The 19,931-nt window shown below is 66.3% G+C and carries 16 protein-coding genes and 1 tRNA gene; 11 read left to right on the top strand and 6 right to left on the bottom strand.

Annotated features, from left to right (window positions below):
• Positions 1-2,733 (top strand): VCBS domain-containing protein (locus EJJ38_RS00850; RefSeq protein WP_164738359.1); only part of this gene is annotated, 2,733 nt, incomplete at its 5' end.
• Positions 2,734-3,046: 313 nt separating this feature from the next.
• Here the strand turns inward: EJJ38_RS00850 and EJJ38_RS00845 are convergent.
• Both EJJ38_RS00845 and EJJ38_RS00840 read right to left on the bottom strand, forming a co-directional pair.
• Positions 3,047-3,121: transfer RNA gene (locus EJJ38_RS00845), tRNA-Gly, on the bottom strand.
• 199 nt (positions 3,122-3,320) lie between these two features.
• Positions 3,321-3,866 (bottom strand): cupin domain-containing protein, encoded by a 546-nt coding sequence (locus EJJ38_RS00840; protein WP_245454049.1) that lies wholly within the window; start codon positions 3,864-3,866, stop codon positions 3,321-3,323.
• A gap of 216 nt (positions 3,867-4,082) precedes the next feature.
• On the opposite strand from EJJ38_RS00840, the gene ettA reads away from it, so the two are divergent.
• Together ettA and EJJ38_RS20230 are read left to right on the top strand one after the other, a co-directional pair.
• The gene (ettA, locus tag EJJ38_RS00835) at positions 4,083-5,738 is read left to right on the top strand and encodes an energy-dependent translational throttle protein EttA (protein ID WP_127088216.1); all 1,656 of its coding nucleotides are present in this window, start codon (positions 4,083-4,085) and stop codon (positions 5,736-5,738) included.
• 422 nt (positions 5,739-6,160) lie between these two features.
• The gene (locus EJJ38_RS20230; RefSeq protein WP_245454048.1) at positions 6,161-7,288 is read left to right on the top strand and encodes a DUF2778 domain-containing protein; all 1,128 of its coding nucleotides are present in this window, start codon (positions 6,161-6,163) and stop codon (positions 7,286-7,288) included.
• 21 nt (positions 7,289-7,309) lie between these two features.
• On the opposite strand, the gene EJJ38_RS00825 is transcribed toward EJJ38_RS20230, so the two are convergent.
• A complete protein-coding gene (locus EJJ38_RS00825; protein ID WP_127088215.1) occupies positions 7,310-7,864 on the bottom strand; it encodes an HXXEE domain-containing protein in 555 nt (184 codons plus the stop codon).
• Positions 7,865-8,091: 227 nt separating this feature from the next.
• Between EJJ38_RS00825 and kaiC the strand changes: the two genes are divergently transcribed.
• The 4 genes from kaiC (at position 8,092) to EJJ38_RS00805 (ending at position 12,650) form a co-directional block, all read left to right on the top strand.
• Positions 8,092-9,768: a circadian clock protein KaiC gene (gene kaiC, locus EJJ38_RS00820; protein ID WP_127088214.1), complete on the top strand. Its 1,677-nt coding sequence runs from the start codon at positions 8,092-8,094 to the stop codon at positions 9,766-9,768.
• Positions 9,769-9,779: 11 nt separating this feature from the next.
• The gene (locus EJJ38_RS00815; RefSeq protein ID WP_127088213.1) at positions 9,780-10,061 is read left to right on the top strand and encodes a circadian clock KaiB family protein; all 282 of its coding nucleotides are present in this window, start codon (positions 9,780-9,782) and stop codon (positions 10,059-10,061) included.
• Positions 10,058-11,548 carry a sensor histidine kinase gene (locus tag EJJ38_RS00810; protein ID WP_127088212.1) on the top strand — a complete coding sequence of 497 codons (1,491 nt, stop codon included), beginning with the start codon at positions 10,058-10,060 and terminating at the stop codon, positions 11,546-11,548. The genes EJJ38_RS00815 and EJJ38_RS00810 overlap by 4 nt, the downstream gene beginning before the upstream one ends.
• Positions 11,549-11,723: 175 nt before the next feature.
• A complete protein-coding gene (locus EJJ38_RS00805; protein ID WP_127088211.1) occupies positions 11,724-12,650 on the top strand; it encodes an alpha/beta fold hydrolase in 927 nt (308 codons plus the stop codon).
• Between the two features lie 256 nt (positions 12,651-12,906).
• Here the strand turns inward: EJJ38_RS00805 and EJJ38_RS00800 are convergent, their stop codons facing one another.
• A complete protein-coding gene (locus EJJ38_RS00800) occupies positions 12,907-13,809 on the bottom strand; it encodes a dihydrodipicolinate synthase family protein (RefSeq protein ID WP_127088210.1) in 903 nt (300 codons plus the stop codon).
• Between the two features lie 169 nt (positions 13,810-13,978).
• On the opposite strand from EJJ38_RS00800, the gene EJJ38_RS00795 reads away from it, so the two are divergent.
• From EJJ38_RS00795 to EJJ38_RS00780, 4 genes are read left to right on the top strand one after another with little or no spacing between them, the layout of a single operon-like run.
• Positions 13,979-14,644 (top strand): GntR family transcriptional regulator, encoded by a 666-nt coding sequence (locus EJJ38_RS00795; RefSeq protein ID WP_245454047.1) that lies wholly within the window; start codon positions 13,979-13,981, stop codon positions 14,642-14,644.
• 30 nt (positions 14,645-14,674) lie between these two features.
• Positions 14,675-15,220 (top strand): TRAP transporter small permease, encoded by a 546-nt coding sequence (locus EJJ38_RS00790; protein ID WP_127088209.1) that lies wholly within the window; start codon positions 14,675-14,677, stop codon positions 15,218-15,220.
• Positions 15,221-15,234: 14 nt separating this feature from the next.
• Positions 15,235-16,503: a TRAP transporter large permease gene (locus EJJ38_RS00785; protein ID WP_127088208.1), complete on the top strand. Its 1,269-nt coding sequence runs from the start codon at positions 15,235-15,237 to the stop codon at positions 16,501-16,503.
• A gap of 52 nt (positions 16,504-16,555) precedes the next feature.
• The gene (locus EJJ38_RS00780) at positions 16,556-17,536 is read left to right on the top strand and encodes a TRAP transporter substrate-binding protein (RefSeq protein WP_164738358.1); all 981 of its coding nucleotides are present in this window, start codon (positions 16,556-16,558) and stop codon (positions 17,534-17,536) included.
• Between the two features lie 91 nt (positions 17,537-17,627).
• Here the strand turns inward: EJJ38_RS00780 and EJJ38_RS00775 are convergent, their stop codons facing one another.
• On the bottom strand, positions 17,628-18,404 hold the full coding sequence (locus tag EJJ38_RS00775; protein ID WP_127088206.1) for an SDR family NAD(P)-dependent oxidoreductase: 777 nt from the start codon (positions 18,402-18,404) through the stop codon (positions 17,628-17,630).
• A gap of 208 nt (positions 18,405-18,612) precedes the next feature.
• Positions 18,613-19,920: a histidinol dehydrogenase gene (gene hisD, locus EJJ38_RS00770; protein ID WP_127088205.1), complete on the bottom strand. Its 1,308-nt coding sequence runs from the start codon at positions 19,918-19,920 to the stop codon at positions 18,613-18,615.
• Positions 19,921-19,931: the final 11 nt, after the last annotated feature.

The following is a 19,931-nucleotide window of genomic DNA, read 5'->3' as shown; positions in this document are numbered from 1 at the left end:
GTCGAGGTGAGCGACGGCCATGGCGGCACCCAGCAGACCCAGGTCTATGTGAAGGTTCTCGGCACCAACGACGCTCCGGTGATCTCGGTGGCGACCGCCGGCGGCGACCATGGCGCGGTGACCGAGGACGCGGTGAAGACGACGGCCTCCGGGTCTCTGACCTTTACCGATGTCGATGTTGGGGGCTCCGGAGGGGAGACCTGGTCGGTGGATCCGAAGACGCCCGGGGCCTATGGCATGCTGGCGATCGACCAGCACGGGCACTGGACCTACACGCTCGACAATGCCCGCGCCATCACGCAGGCCCTGACCGCAGGGCAGACGGTTCACGAGACCTTCACCGTCACCGTCACCGACTCGGAGCATGCAACGGCCACCCATACCGTCACCATCGATGTCACCGGAACCGGCGAAGGCGCCCATATCGCCGGGACCGATGTTGGCGCGCTGACGGAGGACAAGGGCGTTACTGCGGGCCACCTCGCCACGGGCGGCACGCTGACGGTGACCGATGCCGATCCCGGCGAGGCGGCGTTCACGCCGGTCACGAGCGGCACGGGCCATTACGGCACCTTCACCCTCGACGCACAGGGCCACTGGACCTACACGGCCGACAACAGCCAGGGCGCGGTCCAGCAGCTCGGGCCGGGCCAGCACCTGACCGACACGCTGGCGGTGACCAGCGTCGACGGCACGACCCACGACATCACGGTCACCATCGCGGGGACGAACGATGCGCCGACGATCGTCGGCACCGCAGTCGGCCATGTGCATGAGGACGGGACATCTCACGCTTCAGGCACGCTGACGGTGGTGGATCCGGACGGAAAGTCCCAACTCGAAATTTTAGGAAGCGGAACCGGCAAGTACGGCGCTCTGACGCTCGATCAGGCCACGGGGGTCTGGACCTACAATCTCGACAATGCCGCGGCGCAGGAGTTGCACCAAAACGAGGTTGTTCAGGAAAGCTTCACTGTGCGCACGACCGATGCCTCCGGGGTGAGCGTTCAGCAGACCGTCACCATCGAGGTCACCGGACAGGTCGACGCGCCGCGCCTATCGGGTGCATTCGCCGGCGCGGTCACTGAGGACACCCAGACGGTCGCGCATGGAACCATCGTCGCAACGGACCCAGACAAGGGCGATACGGTCACTCTCCAGCATCTGGCGTATCTCGACCACTCCAATTGGGGGACATTCTCGATCGATGCGCAAACGGGCGATTGGACATTCAAACTCGACCCCGTCGCTGCGCAAAGTCTCCAGGCCGGCCAGATCGAGCACGTTACCTTCGTCGTGTCCGCGCAAGACGACACGCGTACGACCTCTCACCATGACGTGACGATCACGATCACGGGCACCAACGACGCACCCATCGTATCAGGTGTATCGACAGTCCCCGCCGGCGTTGAAGACCGATCTCAGGTCGTCACCACCCAAAACCTCCTTGCGCATGCCACCGACGTGGATTCGGGTGACACTCTCCACGTCACTGGCCTGACTGCCGATCACGGCACCTTCACAGACAACCAAGACGGTACGTGGACCTTCCATCCCGAGCAAAACTATAACGGCCGGGTCGCCCTAAGCTACGATATCACCGACGGCCAGGGAGGTAATACGCCGGCGCACGCCGAGTTGCAGCTTTCGCCAACCAACGATATCGCGGTCATTGCTGGCGGAGATGTCGGGAGTGTGATGCAAGACCAGCATCTTACTGGCCACAACCTTACCACTGACGGCACGCTGACGGTCACAGATGCCGATCCCGGCGAGGCGGCGTTCACGCCGGTAGCTGCGGGGGTGGGCCATTACGGCACCTTCACGCTCGATGCGCACGGCTATTGGACCTACACCGCCGACAACAGCCAGGCCGCGGTGCAGCAGCTTACCTCTCAGCAGCACCTGACCGATACGCTGACCGTGACCAGCGTTGACGGCACGACCCACGACATCACTGTTACCATCGAGGGGACGAACCACGGTTCCGGAAATGCCGTCGTCTATACCGGCGCGGGCGCAATTGCCCCCGCCCCCTCGCCGAGCCAAGACCAACCCGCGGAGGGCACGGCGACGGCTGATATCCGGATTTCCATCCATGAGGCTCCTGGCGCTCCGAATGGCGTCCACCCGGAGAGCGGCACGAATGAGAGCCACCATGGCGGCGGCCATGACCATGCGGGTGTCGAAGGACCGTTACAACACGATGGCGGGATGCCGCTCGATCCTTATCTCGTAGCGGCGGGTTACCGGGCGCCTCAGGTCGAAGGCGACCACCATTCGCAGGATTCGGACCCTCTTCATACGTCGGTCCCGGATACGACCGCGCACAACGCTTCCGATCCTCATCACGCGACAGAGGACGGTGCAACACATGCGACGGCGCAGAGTGATTCCCACCCCGTTCACGCAGGCCAGGAAAGCGACGATCCGATGGCCCATTATCTCGGTGCAGTCGGACATGGCGAGCCCTCGGGCGAACACGTCGCCATGCTGCCTGAACTCTCTCACTATATGCAAAGTGTCGGCGTCGATCCGGCTAGCCTGCCGGCGGCGGAGCCCCACGCCGACCATGTTTCGGAGTTGCTTGATACCAGTGGTGACCCGAACCACCCAACTGATGTCGGTCATGAAATCGGATCGCCGCCGGTTGATGCCTCGCATGACATCATTGCCGACCATCATCTGGACCATCTCCCACCGGATGTGAACCACGACACCAACTATGGTTAGGATGTCGCATTCATTGATTTGCGGCGGTGCCAGAGCGTTTTCGAGCGAAGTGCGAAGCGGTTCGCATGAAGGAAATGCGTCACACTTCGCTCGGAAACGCTCTAAGGGCTGCGCTTGGGACACGGTTTATAGGGAATCGCGCGGCGAGTTCTTATATTCGCCGGCGTGTATGTGAAGTGGCGTATCCACCGCCCCGGGCAAGGCGGCGTAAGGCGCCGATTTTTCCCGCTAGGTACCTGGTGGGGACTTGCAAACGCAAGCCTCCGCCCGAAGGCGGAACTTCTGCAAGCCACTGATTCTTCTGAAGAGAAATTGGAGCGGGCGATGGGATTCGAACCCACGACCCCAACCTTGGCAAGGTTGTGCTCTACCCCTGAGCTACGCCCGCATCCATAGGGCCGGCGGCAGTGCCGCGCGGCAGGTGCGTGTCTATGCCAAAAGCCCGCGGCGAATGCAACAGGCTTTTCCGAGAAGTTTCACGCAGGCCGCCCAAACCCCTATGGGCAAACGAAACCCGCCCCTCCGGCCGCCTGTGGATGGCCGGAGGGGCGGGCATCGGCGCGCGCGGAAGAGAGGTCCCGCGCCCCTCACGCGCGGTGAATGGGGTCGATCCACTTCACCTCGCCGGGGGTCTCCACGGGCTCGATGTCCAGGTTCACCACCACCGGCTCCTGGCCCGAGCGCACCAGCACGCATTCCAGGACCTCGTCCGGAGAGGCGTTGATCTCTTGGTGGGGCACATAAGGCGGCACGAAGATGAAGTCGCCCGGCCCGGCCTCCGCGGTGAATTCCAGATGCTCGCCCCAGCGCATGCGCGCGCGGCCCTTCACCACATAGATGATGCTCTCCAGGTCGCCGTGATGATGGGCGCCCGTCTTGGCGTCGGGATGGATATGGACCGTGCCCGCCCAGATCTTCTCCGCCCCCGCCCGCGCATTGTTGATGGCGGTGGCCCGGTTCATGCCGGGCGTCTGGGCCGTATTGGGATCCAGCTTGTCGCCGGGAATGACCTTGACGCCATTGTCCCGCCAGAAGTCCGCGGAAGGGGCGTGAGGCGCGTCCCCGTGGGAATGACCCTCGTCGTGGGAATGGCCGTCATCATGGGAATGGCCGTCATTATGGGAGTGACTCATGGCGAAATCCTCGGGCGGGCATGACGATGATGTGTGCGCCGGGAGTTTCGCGCCGGCGCGCGTCCGGCCGCGCGCATGAGCCCGCCGCGTCCGGTGATGGCGCGAGGTTAGGCCGCCCGGACCGCGAAGGGAATCGGTTCGCGCTTCCCTTCCCATCTTCGGCGCACTAGAACGGCGGCAATCTTCCCGCTTTCCTTATCCGGAGCCGCCCGCCCCATGGCTGCCTATCAGTATGCCTTCCACATGCACGGCCTCACCAAGACCTATGCCGGTGGCAAGAAGGTGCTGGATAACGTGCACCTCTCCTTCTACCCCGACGCCAAGATCGGCGTGCTCGGCAATAACGGCGCCGGCAAGTCCACCTTGCTGCGCATCATGGCCGGCATGGACAAGGACTTTTCTGGCGAGGCGCGCCCGGCCGAGGGCGTTCGGGTGGGCTATCTCGCCCAGGAGCCGCAGCTCGACCCGAACAAGAGCGTGCGCGAGAACGTGATGGACGGCGTCGCCAAGCAGAAGGCGATCCTGGACCGCTACAACGAACTCGCCATGAACTATTCCGAGGAGACGGCGGACGAGATGACCGAGCTCCAGGACCAGATCGAGGCGCAGGGCCTCTGGGACCTGGACAGCAAGGTCGATCAGGCCATGGACGCGCTGCGCTGCCCGTCCGACGATTCCGATGTCGCCAAGCTCTCGGGCGGCGAGCGGCGCCGCGTGGCGCTCTGCCGCCTGCTGCTGGAACAGCCCGAGCTGCTGCTGCTGGACGAGCCCACCAACCATCTGGACGCCGAAACCACGGCCTGGCTGGAAGGCCATCTGCGCACCTATCCCGGCGCGATCCTGATCGTGACCCATGACCGCTACTTCCTGGACAATGTCACGGGCTGGATCCTGGAGCTGGATCGCGGCAACGGCATTCCCTACGAGGGCAATTACTCGTCCTGGCTCGGCCAGAAGCAGAAGCGCCTCCAGCAGGAGGGCCGCGAGGACGAGGCCCGCCAGCGCGCGCTGGCCCGCGAGCAGGAATGGATGGGCACCTCCCCCCGCGCCCGCCAGGCCAAGAGCAAGGCGCGCATCCAGCGCTATGAGGACCTGCTCCAGAAGGCGTCCGAGCGGCTGCCCTCGGCGACCCAGATCGTCATCCCCGTGGCCGAGCGCCTGGGCCAGAACGTCATCAATTTCGAGGGCCTCAACAAATCGTTCGGCGACCGGATGCTGATTGACGGCCTCTCCTTCAAGCTGCCGCCCGGCGGCATCGTCGGCGTCATCGGCCCCAACGGCGCGGGCAAGACCACGCTGTTCCGCATGATCACCGGGCAGGAAAAGCCGGACGCCGGCACCATCACCATCGGCGAGTCGGTGAAGCTCGGCTATGTGGACCAGAGCCGCGACGCGCTGGACGACAAGAAGACCGTCTGGGAGGAAATCTCCGGCGGCAATGAAGTCATCTATGTGGGCAAGAAGGAAATCCCTTCGCGCGCCTATTGCGCGGCCTTCAACTTCAAGGGCGGCGACCAGCAGAAGAAGGTGGGCTCGCTTTCGGGCGGCGAGCGCAACCGCGTCCATCTCGCGCGCACGCTCCAGCGCGGCGGCAACGTGCTGCTGCTGGACGAGCCCACCAACGACCTGGACGTGGACACCCTGCGCGCCCTGGAAGAGGCGCTGGAAGATTATGCCGGCTGTGCCGTCATCATCTCCCATGATCGCTTCTTCCTGGACCGCATCGCCACGCACATGCTGGCCTTCGAGGGCGACAGCCATGTGGAGTGGTTCGAGGGCAACTTCCAGGATTACGAGGAAGACAAGAAGCGGCGCCTCGGCATCGATTCCATCATTCCCAAGCGCATTCAGTATAAGAAGTTCGGCCGCTGACGCGCGTTCCGGGGCGCCGCCCGCGCGGCGCCCCGGCTCTTGAGCTGAACCGGGGCGAAGCCCGTGCGTTTGCGTAGGAATCCGGAGATTCCCGCTTGACGCTTGCGGGAGAGCCACAGGCGAGGTTACAAAGGTCCACGAACCGCCTGGGGCGGAACGACCTAAGGGCTTGAGGCTGCTGGCTTCACAACCTTGGGCCGGGTGCGCGGGTTCCCTGCCTCCCACGAAATTCAGCCGCCCGGTTCGGGCGGACGCGATGTGCGTGTGCCGAGCGTGACGCCGATTTTGGCGGGCGGCTCGGCATCAGGCAGGCCGGTCCGGATGATCGCCCGAACGGGTGCTCGCCCACCCGGCAGACGGAGCCGCAGGCAGGCTCGGGGCTGGTTTTTCAGGCTCCGGGTTCCGTTCGAGCAGTGGGGATCATGACCTACACGGCGTGGTTTGACGACGAGCCTTCCCAGGAACCGCCCGCGCATCAGCCGGGCCAGCGTCCGCGTGCCTCCTGGCGCATCGCGGGGGCGTTTGCCGTGGGCTTTGCGGGACTGGCCTCGGCCGGGCTCGTGGGCGCCTGGGCGCTTGCCGGCATAGACGGTCCTGCCCGCATCCCGGCCTTCGACGAGCACGCCATGGCGCTGCGCGCCGCCCAGCTCGCCGCCGAGGCCGCGAGCGATGCGGAAATCCCGCCGGACCCCGCCCCGACGCGCGCCGCCGCGCTGTCGCTGGTGCCGAACTGGCTCTACGATCCCAATCCCCTGGCCGGTGGCGCCCGCCGGGCCGCGGCCACCGACAGCAAGGAAATCGCGCTCGCGCCGGCTCCGCTGCCGCCCGCCGCGCTGCCCTCGGCCCATCTGCCCTCGGCCCATGTGCCGCTGCCGCAGAACCATCCCCTGAGCGCCGCCGAACGCCAGCAGACGGCGGAAGCGCCGGCCGCCGGCTCCGATGCGCGCGACAGGATCGCCGCGGCCCCCGTTCCGACCCGCAACCCGCTTCTGTCCGGTGGCGAGCAGCAGGTGGCCGCGTTGCCGCCGCCTGCGTCCACGCCCGGCCCGGTGGAGCCTCCGGCCGCCAAGGCGCAGGACGGCAGCGACATCGCCCTGCCCGGCCCCGGCGACAAGTACGCCGTCTACGATATCAAGGGGAAAACCGTCTACATGCCGTCCGGCGAGCGGATGGAGGCCCATTCGGGCTATGGCGACGGCTTCGACAATATCCAGCAGGTCTCCACCCGCATGGTGGGGCCGACCCCGCCCAACACTTATGTGCTCTCCATGCGCGAGCGCCTGTTCCATGGCGTCCAGGCCCTGCGCATGCGCCCGGTGGGCGAGGGCAAGATGTATGGCCGCGACGGCTTCCTCACCCATTCCTACCTGATGGGCGACCGGGGCGATTCCAACGGCTGCGTGTCGTTCAAGGACTACGACAAGTTCCTGGCGGCCTATAAGAGCGGCCAGGTCACCAAGATCATCGTGGTGGCGGCCCTCGCCAATCCCCCGGCCCCGCTCCCGGACGCGAACCCGCTCCTGGCCTGGCTCTCCGGCAAGGGGCGCTGACCGGCACCGGCCGGGCCGGCCTCACCGGCCGGCATGCGCCGCGTTGTGCTTCACCAGGACCACGATGGCGCCGTGGATCACCAGCGAGACGACGAGCCCCACCATGTGCTGGAGGAAGCTCGCCGGGATCAGGACGAGGCTGGCGACGCTGAACGGGATGAAGGCCAGCACGCCCGTCACAAGGCCCGGATTGTAGCTGCGGAAGCGCACCGCCATGCCCACATGGGCGATGCCGTTCACCAGGATGAGATAGGCCGCCGACAGGCCCCAGCCCGCCCCGAAAAGGGCGGCTGCATAGAGGGCCAGGATGTTGAGCCCCCACACGCCCGGCAGATTGACCAGGAGCACATCCGCCACGGTGAGGGCCTCGGCGCCGCCGAACACCGTGCGGTTCACATAGGTCCGGAAGCGGTCGCCCCAATGCTCCTCCAGCTGGTGCAGCATGTAGAGCGGCCCGGCGAGATAGACCAGCAGCAGTGCCCGGTCCGCCCCGAAGAAGGGCGCGAGCAGCAGGAGCAGCCCTGCCATGAAGAGCGCACCCGCCACCCAATGCGCCTGAAGCCACGCCTTGACCATGTCCGCCCCCGTTTCCCCAATGCCCGGATTGCGGGCTTTTGGCAGAATGACACGGGAAGGTTTCCGCGAGCTTGTGCGCAGGAGCGCGGCGCGCGGACCGCGCATCCGACACCCGACGACCTTGAGCGGGGCAATAACGCCCTATGTTTCAACACCTTACTGTAATCGGACATTGGCAGCCGCCAGTGGATGGGATACAGCTTTGCTGGTTCTGCACGGATGAGCATATGACGAGCGCCCTCGGAATTGAAAAGTCCCTCACGGGCATCGAGGGGTTCGATGAACTGACACTGGGCGGCCTCCCCAAGGGGCGCACCAGCCTCGTCTGCGGCACCGCCGGCTGCGGCAAGACGCTGTTCGCCGCCACCTTCCTCATTCACGGCGCGCGGGCCTTCGACGAGCCGGGCGTGTTCGTCACCTTCGAGGAGCGGCCAGTCGATATCATCGACAACGTGGCGTCCCTCGGCTTTGCGCTCGATGATCTGGTGGCGCAGCGCAAGGTGGCCATCGAGCATGTGCTCGTGGACCCCTCCGAACTGGCCGAGATCGGCGAATACGACCTCGAAGCCCTGTTCCTGCGGCTGGAGCTGGCCATCGACGAGGTGGGCGCCAAGCGCGTGGTGCTCGACACCATCGAGAGCCTGTTCTCCGCCTTCTCCAACCCAGCCGTGCTGCGCGCGGAAATCCGCCGCCTGTTCGACTGGCTGAAGGAAAAGGGCGTCACCACCGTCGTCACCGGCGAGCGCGGCGACGGCGCCCTGACGCGCCAGGGGCTTGAGGAATATGTGTCGGACTGCGTGATCCTGCTGGATCACCGGGTGCACAACCAGGTCTCGACACGCCGCCTGCGCATCGTGAAATATCGCGGCACCTCCCACGGCACCAACGAGTATCCCTTCCTCATCGATGCGGACGGGTTCAGCGTGCTGCCGGTGAGCGCGCTGGGGCTCACCCATGTGGTGCATGAGGAGCGCGTCTCCACGGGCATTCCCGATCTCGATTCCATGCTCGCGGGCGGCGGTTTCCATCGCGGCACCAGCATCCTGCTCAGCGGTGTCGCGGGATCGGGCAAGAGTTCGCTCGCCGCCTCCTTCGTCAATGCCGCCTGCGCGGCGGGCGAGCGGGCCATGTATTTCTCGTTCGAGGAATCCGCTGGCCAGACCGTGCGCAACATGCGCTCCATCGGCCTCGATCTGGCGCGCTGGATCGAAAGCGACCAGCTCCGCCACATCGCCACCCGGCCCACCTTCTACAGCCTGGAAATGCACCTCGCCGTGATGCTGCGGGAAGTGCTGCGCTTCCAGCCGAGCCTCGTGGTGCTTGACCCCATCTCCGCCTTCGACGCCTCCGCCGAACTCACGGACGTGCAGGCCATGCTGCTGCGGGTGGTGGACTTCCTGAAGGGCCGGGGGATCACGGGTGTGTTCTCCCACCTCTCCCACGCCCAGGGGCAGATTCAGACCGACACCGGCCTGTCCTCGCTCATGGATGCCTGGATCCTTCTCCTGAACCGGGAGATCGGAGGGGAGTTCAACCGGGAACTCTATCTGCTGAAGGCGCGGGGCATCTCCCATTCCAACCAGGTGCGGGAATTCGTGCTCGACGGCTCGGGCATCCGCCTGCTTGAACCCTTCCTCGGCGAGACGGGCGCCCTGACCGGCACCGCGCGCCGCGCGGAAGAAGCCCGCCTGCGCCGCCTGGAAGTGGAGCGCACCGGGCAGCTGGAACGCTCGCGCCAGGACATCGAGATGAAGCTCGCCCGGGCACGGGCGCAGATAACCGTCCTGCAGTCGGAGCTTGAAGGCGAGGAGCGCGCGCTGCGCGATCTCGACGCCGCGGATGTCGCTTTCGCTCGCCAGGCGGCGACGGATTTGAACATCATGAAGCAGAGCCGGCGCGGGTGAGGGGAAAGGTCATGTCCAGCGAACCCATGAAGCTCGTTTTATATGTGGCGGGAGCGACGCCGAAGTCGGTCGCCGCCATCGCCAATCTCCAGCGCATCTGCGACACCCATCTGGCTGGCCGCTACGTCATCGAGGTGGTTGACCTGAAGAAGCAGCCGCATCTCGCCCGCGAGCATAATATCGTCGCCATCCCCACCTTGGTACGCCAGCTCCCGGTGCCGATCCGCAAGATCATCGGCGACCTCTCCGATTCCGAGAAGGTGCTGGTCCATCTGAGGATCGGCGAGGGATGAGCGAGATCCCGCTTCTCACCGCTGCGGAACTGCGGCGCCGGCTGGAAGAGGCGGAGGAAACGCTGCGGGCGATCCGCGAGGGCGAGATCGACGCGCTCGTCATCCGCCGCGAGAAGGAGGACGAGATCCTCACCCTCGAAGGCCCGGAATCCTACCGCTCCTTCATGGAAGCCATGACGCTCGGCGCCGCCGTGCTGGATTCCGCCTTCCACCTCGTCTACGCCAACCGCGCCCTGTCCGACATGCTCGGGCATGGCAGCGAGCATCTCCAGGCCGCCGGCCTGTTCAATGTGCTGGACGCGGCCAACGCCATGGTGCTCCGGCGCATGACCGAAAGCGCGGCCAACGGGCGCCGGAGCGCCGAGCTGCGCCTCAAGGATCCCTCGGGCCAGCCCCGCCATCTGCTGGCCACCGCCACGCCGCTCCGGCTCGGCGCCACCTCCGGCATCGCCGTCACCTTCACCGATGTCACCGAGCGGGTGCGGGCGGCGGAAGCGGAAGCTGCCGAACAGGCGGCGCGCGCGGTCATCGCCTCCGCCAACGAGGCGGTGGTCGTGTGCGACGCCAGCGGCACCATCACCCATATCAATCCGGCAGTTCATGCCCTCACGGCCCTGGAGCCGGTGGGCCGGCGCTTCGACGAGGCGCTCACCCTCACCTTTCCGGCCACGGGCCCCTTCACCGATGCCCATGACCTGCTGGAGAAGGTGCGCGCCGGCTATTCCGCCCGGGGGGTCGAGGCGTTCCTGCCCGACGCGCCGCGGGTGAAGGACGTTCTGGTCAGCGCCGCACCTTTGGTGGGCATCGGCATCGTGCGGGGCGGCTGCGTGGTCACCCTGGTGGACCTTTCGGCCCGCAAGGCGGCGGAGCGCCAGCAGGCGCTGCTCATGGGCGAACTGGACCACCGGGTGCGCAACACCCTCGCCCTCGTCCTCTCCATCTGCACCCTCACCGGCCACAATGCGCAGACGGTGGAGGAATTCCAGCGCGCCTTCGTGGCACGGGTGGAGGCGCTGGCGGCCACCCACACGCTGCTGGCGCGCAAATCCTGGACCGGCCTGTCGGTGGGCGACGTGGCGGCGGCGGAACTGGCGCCGTTCGTACAGGCCGACGGCGATCGCCTGTTCCTGACGGGGCTGAGCGCCACGGTGACACCGCAGGCCGCCGTGGCGCTGGGGCTCATCTTCCACGAACTGGCCACCAATGCCGCCAAATACGGCGCCCTCTCCAACCGCGAAGGGCGGGTGGAGATCAGCGGCGGGCGCGTGGCGGAAACCGGCGGCCTGGAAATCGTCTGGACCGAGCGCGCGGGACCGCCGGTGGCGCCCCCCACCCGCACGGGATTCGGGCGCACGGTGATCACCCGCAGCCTGTCCTATTCCAGCGGCGGCGCGCAGATCGACTTCGGCCCCGAGGGGGTTGTCTGCACCCTGCGCATTCCGCGCAGCGACCTGACCGACGAAACCCCGCGCGGCGGCACGGCCTGACGGAATCCATCCTGCCTGCCTGTTACGGGACCGCCGCTTCCATCGCGGCGGACTGCTGCGGCGCTTCATTGATCCGTATTGATCTATCGATCAATATCTAGCGTCGCCCGTGAAAACGCTCCCGGTCGCCCACCCGACACGGCAGCGATGCCGCAACAATAAGCAGAGGAACGCCATGGACGCCCGCCTCAACGCGCTGGCCAATGAGTCCACCACCCTGCCCGGCCTGCCGGACGATTTCTGGACCCGATTCGAGAGCCGGCGCATCGCCGTGAACGGGGTCACGCTCCATGCGGTGACAGGCGGGAAGGGCCCGCCCCTTCTGCTCATCAATGGCTGGCCGCAGACCTGGTATGTCTGGCGCTTCCTCATGCCCGTTCTGGCGGCGCATTACAGCCTGGTGGTGGCGGAGCCGCGCGGCCTCGGCCGGTCCGACAAGCCCGACGGCGCCTATGACACCGCCGCCCTCGCGGGGGATCTGGCCGGCCTCATGAGCACGCTCGGCCACGAGCGCTTCGCGGTGGTGGGGCACGATGTGGGCATGTGGGTGGGCTATGCGCTGGCCGCCGATTTTCCCGCGCGGGTGGAGCGGCTCGCGGTGATGGATGCCAATATTCCCGGCGTCCTGCCCTCCCCGCCTCTGTTCTCGGAAGCCCCGCTCAACCGGCGCCTCTGGCACTTCGCCTTCAACCGCCTGGACGGGCTCAACGAGCGCATGGTGGAGGGGCGGGAGGAGATCTATTTCGGTGACCAGCTCGCTTCCAAGGGCGCGACGCCCGACGCCATTCCGGCCGAGGCGGCGGAGATCTATATCGCCCCCATCAAGGCGAGCCGGCAGGCGCTGAAAGCCTGCTTTGAATTCTACCGCGCCATCGAGATCAACATCCTGCTCAACGGGCGGCGGAAGATGCGCATGCTTGAGATGCCGGTCCTCGCCATCGGCGGCGCGCTGGGCCTCGGCGACCGGGTGGGCGAGCAGATGAAGCTGGTGGCGCGGGACGTCACCGCCCTCACTTTGGAAGGCTGTGGCCATTATGTGCCCGAGGAGGCACCGGACGCGACGCTGGCCGCCCTGCTGCCCTTCCTTGAAGGTCAGGGCTGATCAACGCTTTTCCAACCGTCATACCCGGGCTTGTCCCGGGTATCCACGGCCATCCGTTGAACGCCCACCCAGTGGAACCCCGTGGATGGCCGGGACAAGCCCGGCCATGACGGCCTGTGGGTCAGGCACGGACTTACCCAAATAGCCGAGCCGTCCTAAAGCGATTCCAAGCGAAGTGTGAAGCGGTTCGCGTGAACGAAACGCAGAACGGGCCGCCTTTCGGGCGGCCCGTTCGCATGTCGGCGGGGCGCGGCGATCAGGCGGCCGCCTTGGCCTTCAGCTGGGCGATGGTGTCGAGGATGACCGCGCTCACCTGCGCGCGCTCCTCGCCGTCCAGCGGCAGGCGCGGGGCGCGGATCCATTCGGGCGCGCCATAGACGTAGTGCTCGGCCAGCTTGATGTACTGGACCAGCTTCACATGGGTATCCAGGTGGAAGGCGGGGGTCAGCAGGCGATAGAGCGGGCGCGCCTCCTCGAAGCGGCCGGCGCGGCAGAGATTGAACAGCCGCACGCACTCCTCGGGCCACGCATTGGTCATGCCCGAGACCCAGCCCGTGACGCCCAGCGCGGCGCTTTCCAGGATCAGGTCGTCCACGCCGCAGAACACGGCGAAGCGGTCGCCGCAGGCATTGTAGATGTCCGTAACGCGGCGGATGTCGCCGCTCTCTTCCTTGATGCAGACGATTTCGGGCGTATCCGCCAGCTGCTCCAGGATGTCGGGGGTGCAGTCCACGCCATAGGCGATGGGGTTGTTGTAGATCATGATAGGCAGCGAGGATGCCGCCGCCAGATCCTTGTACCAGCGCACGGTTTCGCGCTTGTCGCTCTTATAGGCGATGGACGGGAAGGCCATCAGTCCCTCGGCCCCCAGCTTCTCATAGGCGCAGGCCGCCTCGGCGGCAGAACGGGTGGAGACTTCGGCCAGCCCGCTCAGCATGGGCACGCGGCCCGCCACCGCTTCCTTCGCCGCGCTCAGCACCTGGGCGCGCTCGTCCATGGTCAGCGAGGCATTCTCGCCCAGCATGGGCAGCAGGATGACGCCGGACACGCCATTGGTGATGAGCCGATCCACGCTGTGCTGGAGCGCGGTGAGGTCCAGCGCGCCGTCCTCCTTCAGCTTCGTGGTCACTGCCGGGAATACGCCGCTCCACCGGGTCATGGCTCTTGCCTCACGCCAGAATTGAATACAATATTCGATTATCATCCTCGAAGTGCCCGCGGCAAGGGTATCGAATGCGTGATTTTGAGGCATTAGGCGGTCAAATTCTGCGCTTGCGGAAAGGCCCGCCTCTCGTCACTGAATATCGTATTCAATTTTGGAGCGGATCGTGACGAAGCTCGGCAGGCAGTCCCTTACCGACCAGATCGTGAGCGCGGTGCGCCAGAGGATCGTTTCCGGCGACCTGCCGGAGGGGACGCCCCTGCGCCAGGAAAAGCTCGCGGCGGAACTGGGCGTCTCCCGCGTGCCGCTGCGCGAGGCCATCCGCCAGCTGGAGGCCGAGGGGCTGGTGGTGTCGGAGGTGCACAAGGGCACCGTCGTCTCCTCCCTCTCGCTGGCCGAGATCCAGGAGATGTTCGAGATCCGCGCGGAGCTGGAGACCTGGCTGTTCGCCCTCGCCATTCCCCGCATGAGCGAGGCCGACTTCGCGCTGGCCGACGCCATCATCGCGGAAAGCGCCGCCAGCGAGGTGGGCACCTGGGGCGAATTCAACTGGCGCTTCCACTCCGCCCTCTATGCCGCCGCCGGACGCACCATCGCGCTGAAGCTGCTGAAGGGCGTCCACGACAATGCCAACCGCTACATCAACCTGCAGCTCGCCGTGGTGGCGGACGTGGACCACGAGCTGGTTGATCACCGCAACCTGCTGGCCTTCGCGCGGCTGCGGGATGTGGAGGGCGGCGTGAAGCTGCTGCGCAAGCATATCGAGACGGTGGCGGAAAACCTCGTTCGGTCCATCGGCGAAAGCCGCCGGGCCGATCCGGACGTGGCCTGAGACGGCAGACCCAGACGGCGGAGACGCGACGTGAAACTGGTCTTCGGCATCATCGCGGGCATGAATGTCCTGCTCCGCCATGTGGTCGGCGCCATGCTGGGCGTCATGGTGGTGACCGTCACCATCCAGATCTGCGTGCGTTTCGTCCTGCCAAAGGCCGGGATCATCGTGGCCGCCCCCTGGACCGAGGAACTGGCCCGCTACCTCATGGTCTGGTGCATCTTCCTGGGCGCGGCGGTGGCCTCCCGCTCCGGCGCGCTCATCGCCATGGACAGCGTGGTGGACGCGCTGCCCGCCAGGCTCGGTGACGCGACCCGCAATTTCGGCCTCCTCATCACCATCGCCTTCTTCGCGCTGCTGGTCTGGCTCGGGGTGCGCTGGGTGGAATTCGGCACCGTGGAGACCTCCACGGTCATGGCCATGCCCATGGCCTGGGTCTACGCCGCCATGCCGCTGGGCTCGGCGGTGGCCATCATCAACATCCTCGCCCTCATGGTCGAGCGTCACTTCCAGCGCCGTTCCGAGCGCCGCGCCGCCCAGGCCGCGGCGGAGGAAGCGGCGGCCTCCATCGTCTGACGGGAGACAAAGACATGGCCCTTCTGTTCGGCACGATGGCCCTGACCCTGGCGCTGTCCGTCCCCATCTTCGCGGTGATGGGCCTGTCCTCCGTGGTGGCGCTGCTGGAGCGCCGCATCGACCTCATCGCCGTGCCGCAGAACGTGTTCGAATCCCTGGATTCCTTCGCGCTCCTCGCCATCCCCTTCTACGTGCTGGCGGGCAACATCATGAAGGCGGGCGGCATCTCCGCCCGGCTCATCGGGCTCGCCAGCGCGCTGCTCGGCTGGGTCCGGGGCGGGGTGGGGGCGGCGGCCATCCTCACCTGCATGTTCTTCTCCACCATTTCCGGCTCCTCCTCCGCTACCACGGCGGCGGTGGGGGCCACCATGGTCCCGGCCATGGTGAAGAAGGGCTATCCCAAGCCCTTCGCCGCCGCGACCGTGGCGGTGGGCGGGGAGCTGGGCGCCATCATCCCGCCCTCGCTGCCCATGGTCATCTATGGCCTCGTGGCCAATGTCTCCATCGGCGGGCTGTTCATCGCCGGCATCCTGCCGGGCATCTTCATCGGCCTGACGCTGATCCTCACCATCTGCGTCTTCGCCAAGCTCAACGATTTCGACCGCACCAAGCCGGTCTCCTTGCGCGCCTGGGCGCAGGAGGTGTGGGTCACGGGGCGCGAATCCCTCCTCGCTCTCCTCATGCCGGTGATCATCCTGGGCGGCATCTATTCGGGCGCCTTCACGGCCACGGAAGCCTCCGTGGTGGCGGTGGTCTACGGCTTCGTGGTGGGCGTGTTCGTCTACCGGGAGATCTCGTTCCGGGACATCCTGAAGATCCTCAACGACAGCGCGGTGATGACCGGCATGGTCATGCTCATCGTCGCCTTCGCGGCCCTGTTCGGCCATGCCATGACCATCAACCGCATCCCCCATTATTTCGGGGAGCTGGTGGGCCAGATCGCCTCCAACGCCATCATGTTCATGCTGCTGGTGAACGTGCTGCTGTTCGTGGTGGGCACCTTCATGGAGGCGCTGGCCACCATCCTCATCCTGGGGCCGATCCTGGCGCCGCTCGCCATCAAATACGGCATCGACCCCATCCATTTCGGCCTGGTGATGATCGTCAACATCGCCATCGGCATGGTGACGCCGCCGGTGGCGGTGAACCTCAACGTCGCCTCGGAAATCTCCGGCGTCAGCATGGATGCCATGACCAAGCCGGTCCTGGTCTTCCTCGTGGTGCTGACCATCGACGTCCTGATCATCAGCTATGTGCCCGCGCTCTCGCTGGCGCTGCTGTGAACCGGCCCAAAAAGGGCCGTTGAAACAAGAACCGACCAGAGAAGGACCGAACATGCTGAGAACCGCGCGCTGTCTTTTGTCCTCCGCCATGCTGCTCGCCGGCACGCTCGCCGCCGGCGCCCAGACCATCGAGCTGAATGCCGGACATGTGCTGACCACGGCCAGCCACTATCACGCCGCCGCCGCCAAGCTCGCGGAACTGGTGGCCGAGAAGTCCAAGGGCCAGATCAAGATCAACGTCTTCCCGGCCGCCCAGCTCGGCGGCGAGGTGAAGATGATCCAGTCCGTGCGCACCGGCACCCAGGACATCGTGGTGACCGGCGAGGCGCCGCTTGAGAACACGGTGAAGGACTACACCGTCTTCTCCTTCCCCTATCTCTTCTCGTCCGTGGACGAGGCCAACAAGACCCTTCAGGGTCCCATCGGCAAGGAGATGCTGGGGCTGCTGCCGCAATACGGCATGGTGGGCCTCGGCTTCATCTCGGCGCTGGAGCGGGACATCTTCACCAATGGCCGCGTCATCAAGACCGCCGCCGACATGCAGGGCCTGAAGATCCGCGTCATTCCCGGCCCGGGCTATGTGACCGCCTACAAGGCGCTGGGCGCCCAGCCCACCCCCATGGCCTATACGGAACTGTACATGGCGCTCCAGAACGGGGCGGTGGACGCGGCGGAGAATTCCCCCGATCTGTTCCTCCAGGACCGCTTCGTCGAGGTGTCGAAGACCTTCTCGCTCACCAAGATCATGTACATGCCGGCGCTGATCATCATCTCCAAGTCGCGCTGGGACGGCTTCACCCCCGAGCAGCAGAAGATCTTCACCGATTCCGCCGCCGAGGCCGTGACCTTCGCCATCGACCACTACAAGAAGGACTATGCGGCGGCGCTGGAGACCATCAGGAAGAGCGGCAAGGTGCAGCTGGTGGAGCCGGACCTCGCCTCCTTCCGCGCCACCGCGCCGGAAGTCTATGCGGCGCTCCTGAAGGAGTTCCCCCAGGCCAAGCAGTGGCTCGACAAGATCAAGGCGCAGTGAGCGCCGGACCTGATTGATCCTGCCGGATTGATCTTGCCTGATTGAGAACGCGATGCCCGGGCCGGTCCCGGGCATCGCTGCGTTTGAGGGGTCAGTCCGCCGTCCAGCCGCCATCCACCACGAGGGACGAGCCGGTCATGAGCGCGGAGGCGTCGCTGGCGAGGAAGACGATGGCGCCCATCAGATCCTCCACCTGCCCCACCCGCCCCAGCTTGATCTTGGCGACCACGCTCTCGTGGAACGCGGCGTCCGCGAAGAAGGGCCTGGTCATGGGCGTCTCGATGAAGGTGGGCGCCACGGTGTTCACCCGCACGCCCAGCGGCCCCAGCTCGATGGCCATGGCCTTGGAAAAGCCTTCCATGGCCCATTTGGACGCGCAATAGACCGAGCGGCGCGGGCCGCCCACATGGCCCATCTGGGAGGAGATGTGGATGATGGAGCCGCCCTTGCCCGCATCCACCATGCCCTGCGCCACCGCCTGCGCCACGAAGAAGGCCGCGCGCACATTGATGGCCATGACGAGGTCGTAACTCTCCTCGGTCACGTCCAGGAAGGCGCTGGGCTTGTTGGTGCCGGCATTGTTCACCAGCACGTCGAAGGCGGGGCGCTCCGACAAAGCCGCGCGCACGCCGGGAAGGTCGGTCACGTCCAGCGCCAGCGCCTCGGCGCTGAGGCCCTGGGCGCGCATCGCCTCAGCCGCCGCTTCGATCTCGTCGAGGGTGCGGGCGGCGAGCACCACATGGGCGCCCGCCTGCGCCAGCGCCGATGCCGCTCCGAGCCCGATGCCCCGGCCCGCGCCGGTGACGAGGGCGCGCTTGCCGGTGAGCGCGAAGCTCGGCGTCTTGGGAATGTCCACGGGCTGCTCCATCGGGATCGTAGTGAGCGTTTCAGCCTTCCATGGAAACGCTGAAACGCTCACTCTCATTGCTTTTCCGCGTTTCCGTCACGCGAACCGCTTCACACTTCGCTCGGAAACGCTCTCAAGAAAGAGGGGCTCGCCGGAGGAAACGCCTGCGAGCCCCAGTTGGACCAAATCCGCAAGGCCGGCCGGGCATAAGCCGCGCACCGGCCTGCCCTCACTCGGCAGCCGTCGCGTAGGGGATGTTTCGGCCGCCGTATCGGCGCACGCGGATATTGGCCTGCTCCGCATGACCGGCGAAACCCTCCAGCATGCACAGGCGAGAGCAATACTCGCCGATCATGGCCGAGGCCTCGTCGGTCAGAACCTTCTGATAGGTGCAGGTCTTCAGGAACTTGCCCACCCACAGGCCGCCCGTATAGCGGGCGGACTTCAGGGTCGGCAAAGTGTGGTTGGTGCCGATGACCTTGTCGCCGAACGACACATTGGTGCGGGCGCCCAGGAACAGCGCGCCGTAATTGGTCATGTTGTTGAGGAAATAGTCCGGGTCGCGGGTCATGACCTGGACATGCTCGGACGCGATGCGGTCCGCCTCCGTCACCATCTCCTCATAGCTGTCGCAGACGATCACCTCGCCATAATCCTCCCAGGCCTGCCGGGCGATGGCGGCGGTGGGCAGGATGGTGAGCAGGCGCTCCACCTCGGCCATGGTCTCGCGGGCGAGCTTTTCCGAATTGGTGAGCAGGATGGCGGGCGAGTTGGGGCCGTGCTCGGCCTGTCCCAGCAGGTCGGTGGCGCACATTTCCGCGTCCACGCTGTCGTCGGCGATCACCAGGGTCTCGGTGGGGCCGGCGAACAGGTCGATGCCCACCCGTCCGTAGAGCTGGCGTTTGGCTTCCGCCACGAAGGCGTTGCCGGGGCCCACCAGCATGTCCACGGGCTCGATGGTCTGGGTGCCCAGCGCCATGGCGCCCACCGCCTGGACGCCGCCCAGGCAATAGATCACGTCCGCCCCGGCCAGATGCTGGGCCGCGACGATGGCAGGGGCCGGCTCGCCATGATAGGGCGGCGCGCAGGTGATGATGCGCTTCACCCCCGCCACCTTGGCGGTGATGACCGACATATGGGCGGAGGCGAGCAGCGGATACTTGCCGCCCGGCACGTAGCAGCCCACCGAGTTCACCGGGATGTTCTTGTGCCCGAGCACGATGCCGGGCAGCGTCTCCACCTCGATGTCCTTCAGCGCGTTCTTCTGGTGCTGGGCGAAGTTGCGCACCTGTTCCTGGGCGAAGCGGATGTCGTCCAGGTCGCGCTTGGTGAGCTTGGACAGGCAGGCTTCGATTTCCTGTTCCGAAAGGCGGAAATCCTCCCGGTCCCAGCCGTCGAACTTCACGGACAGCTCGCGCACGGCGGCATCACCGCGCGCCTCGATGTCGGCCAGAATGCCTTCGACCGTATGGCGGACCTTGGAGAGGTCCTCCGCGCGCGCGGCCGCGTCGCGACCGCGCTTCAGGAAAGTCGCCATGGGAGGTGTCC

Source organism: Aquabacter cavernae, assembly GCF_003993795.1.
In the GTDB taxonomy this organism is placed as follows: domain Bacteria; phylum Pseudomonadota; class Alphaproteobacteria; order Rhizobiales; family Xanthobacteraceae; genus Aquabacter; species Aquabacter cavernae.
This window is presented reverse-complemented; position numbering and strand designations above follow the sequence as displayed.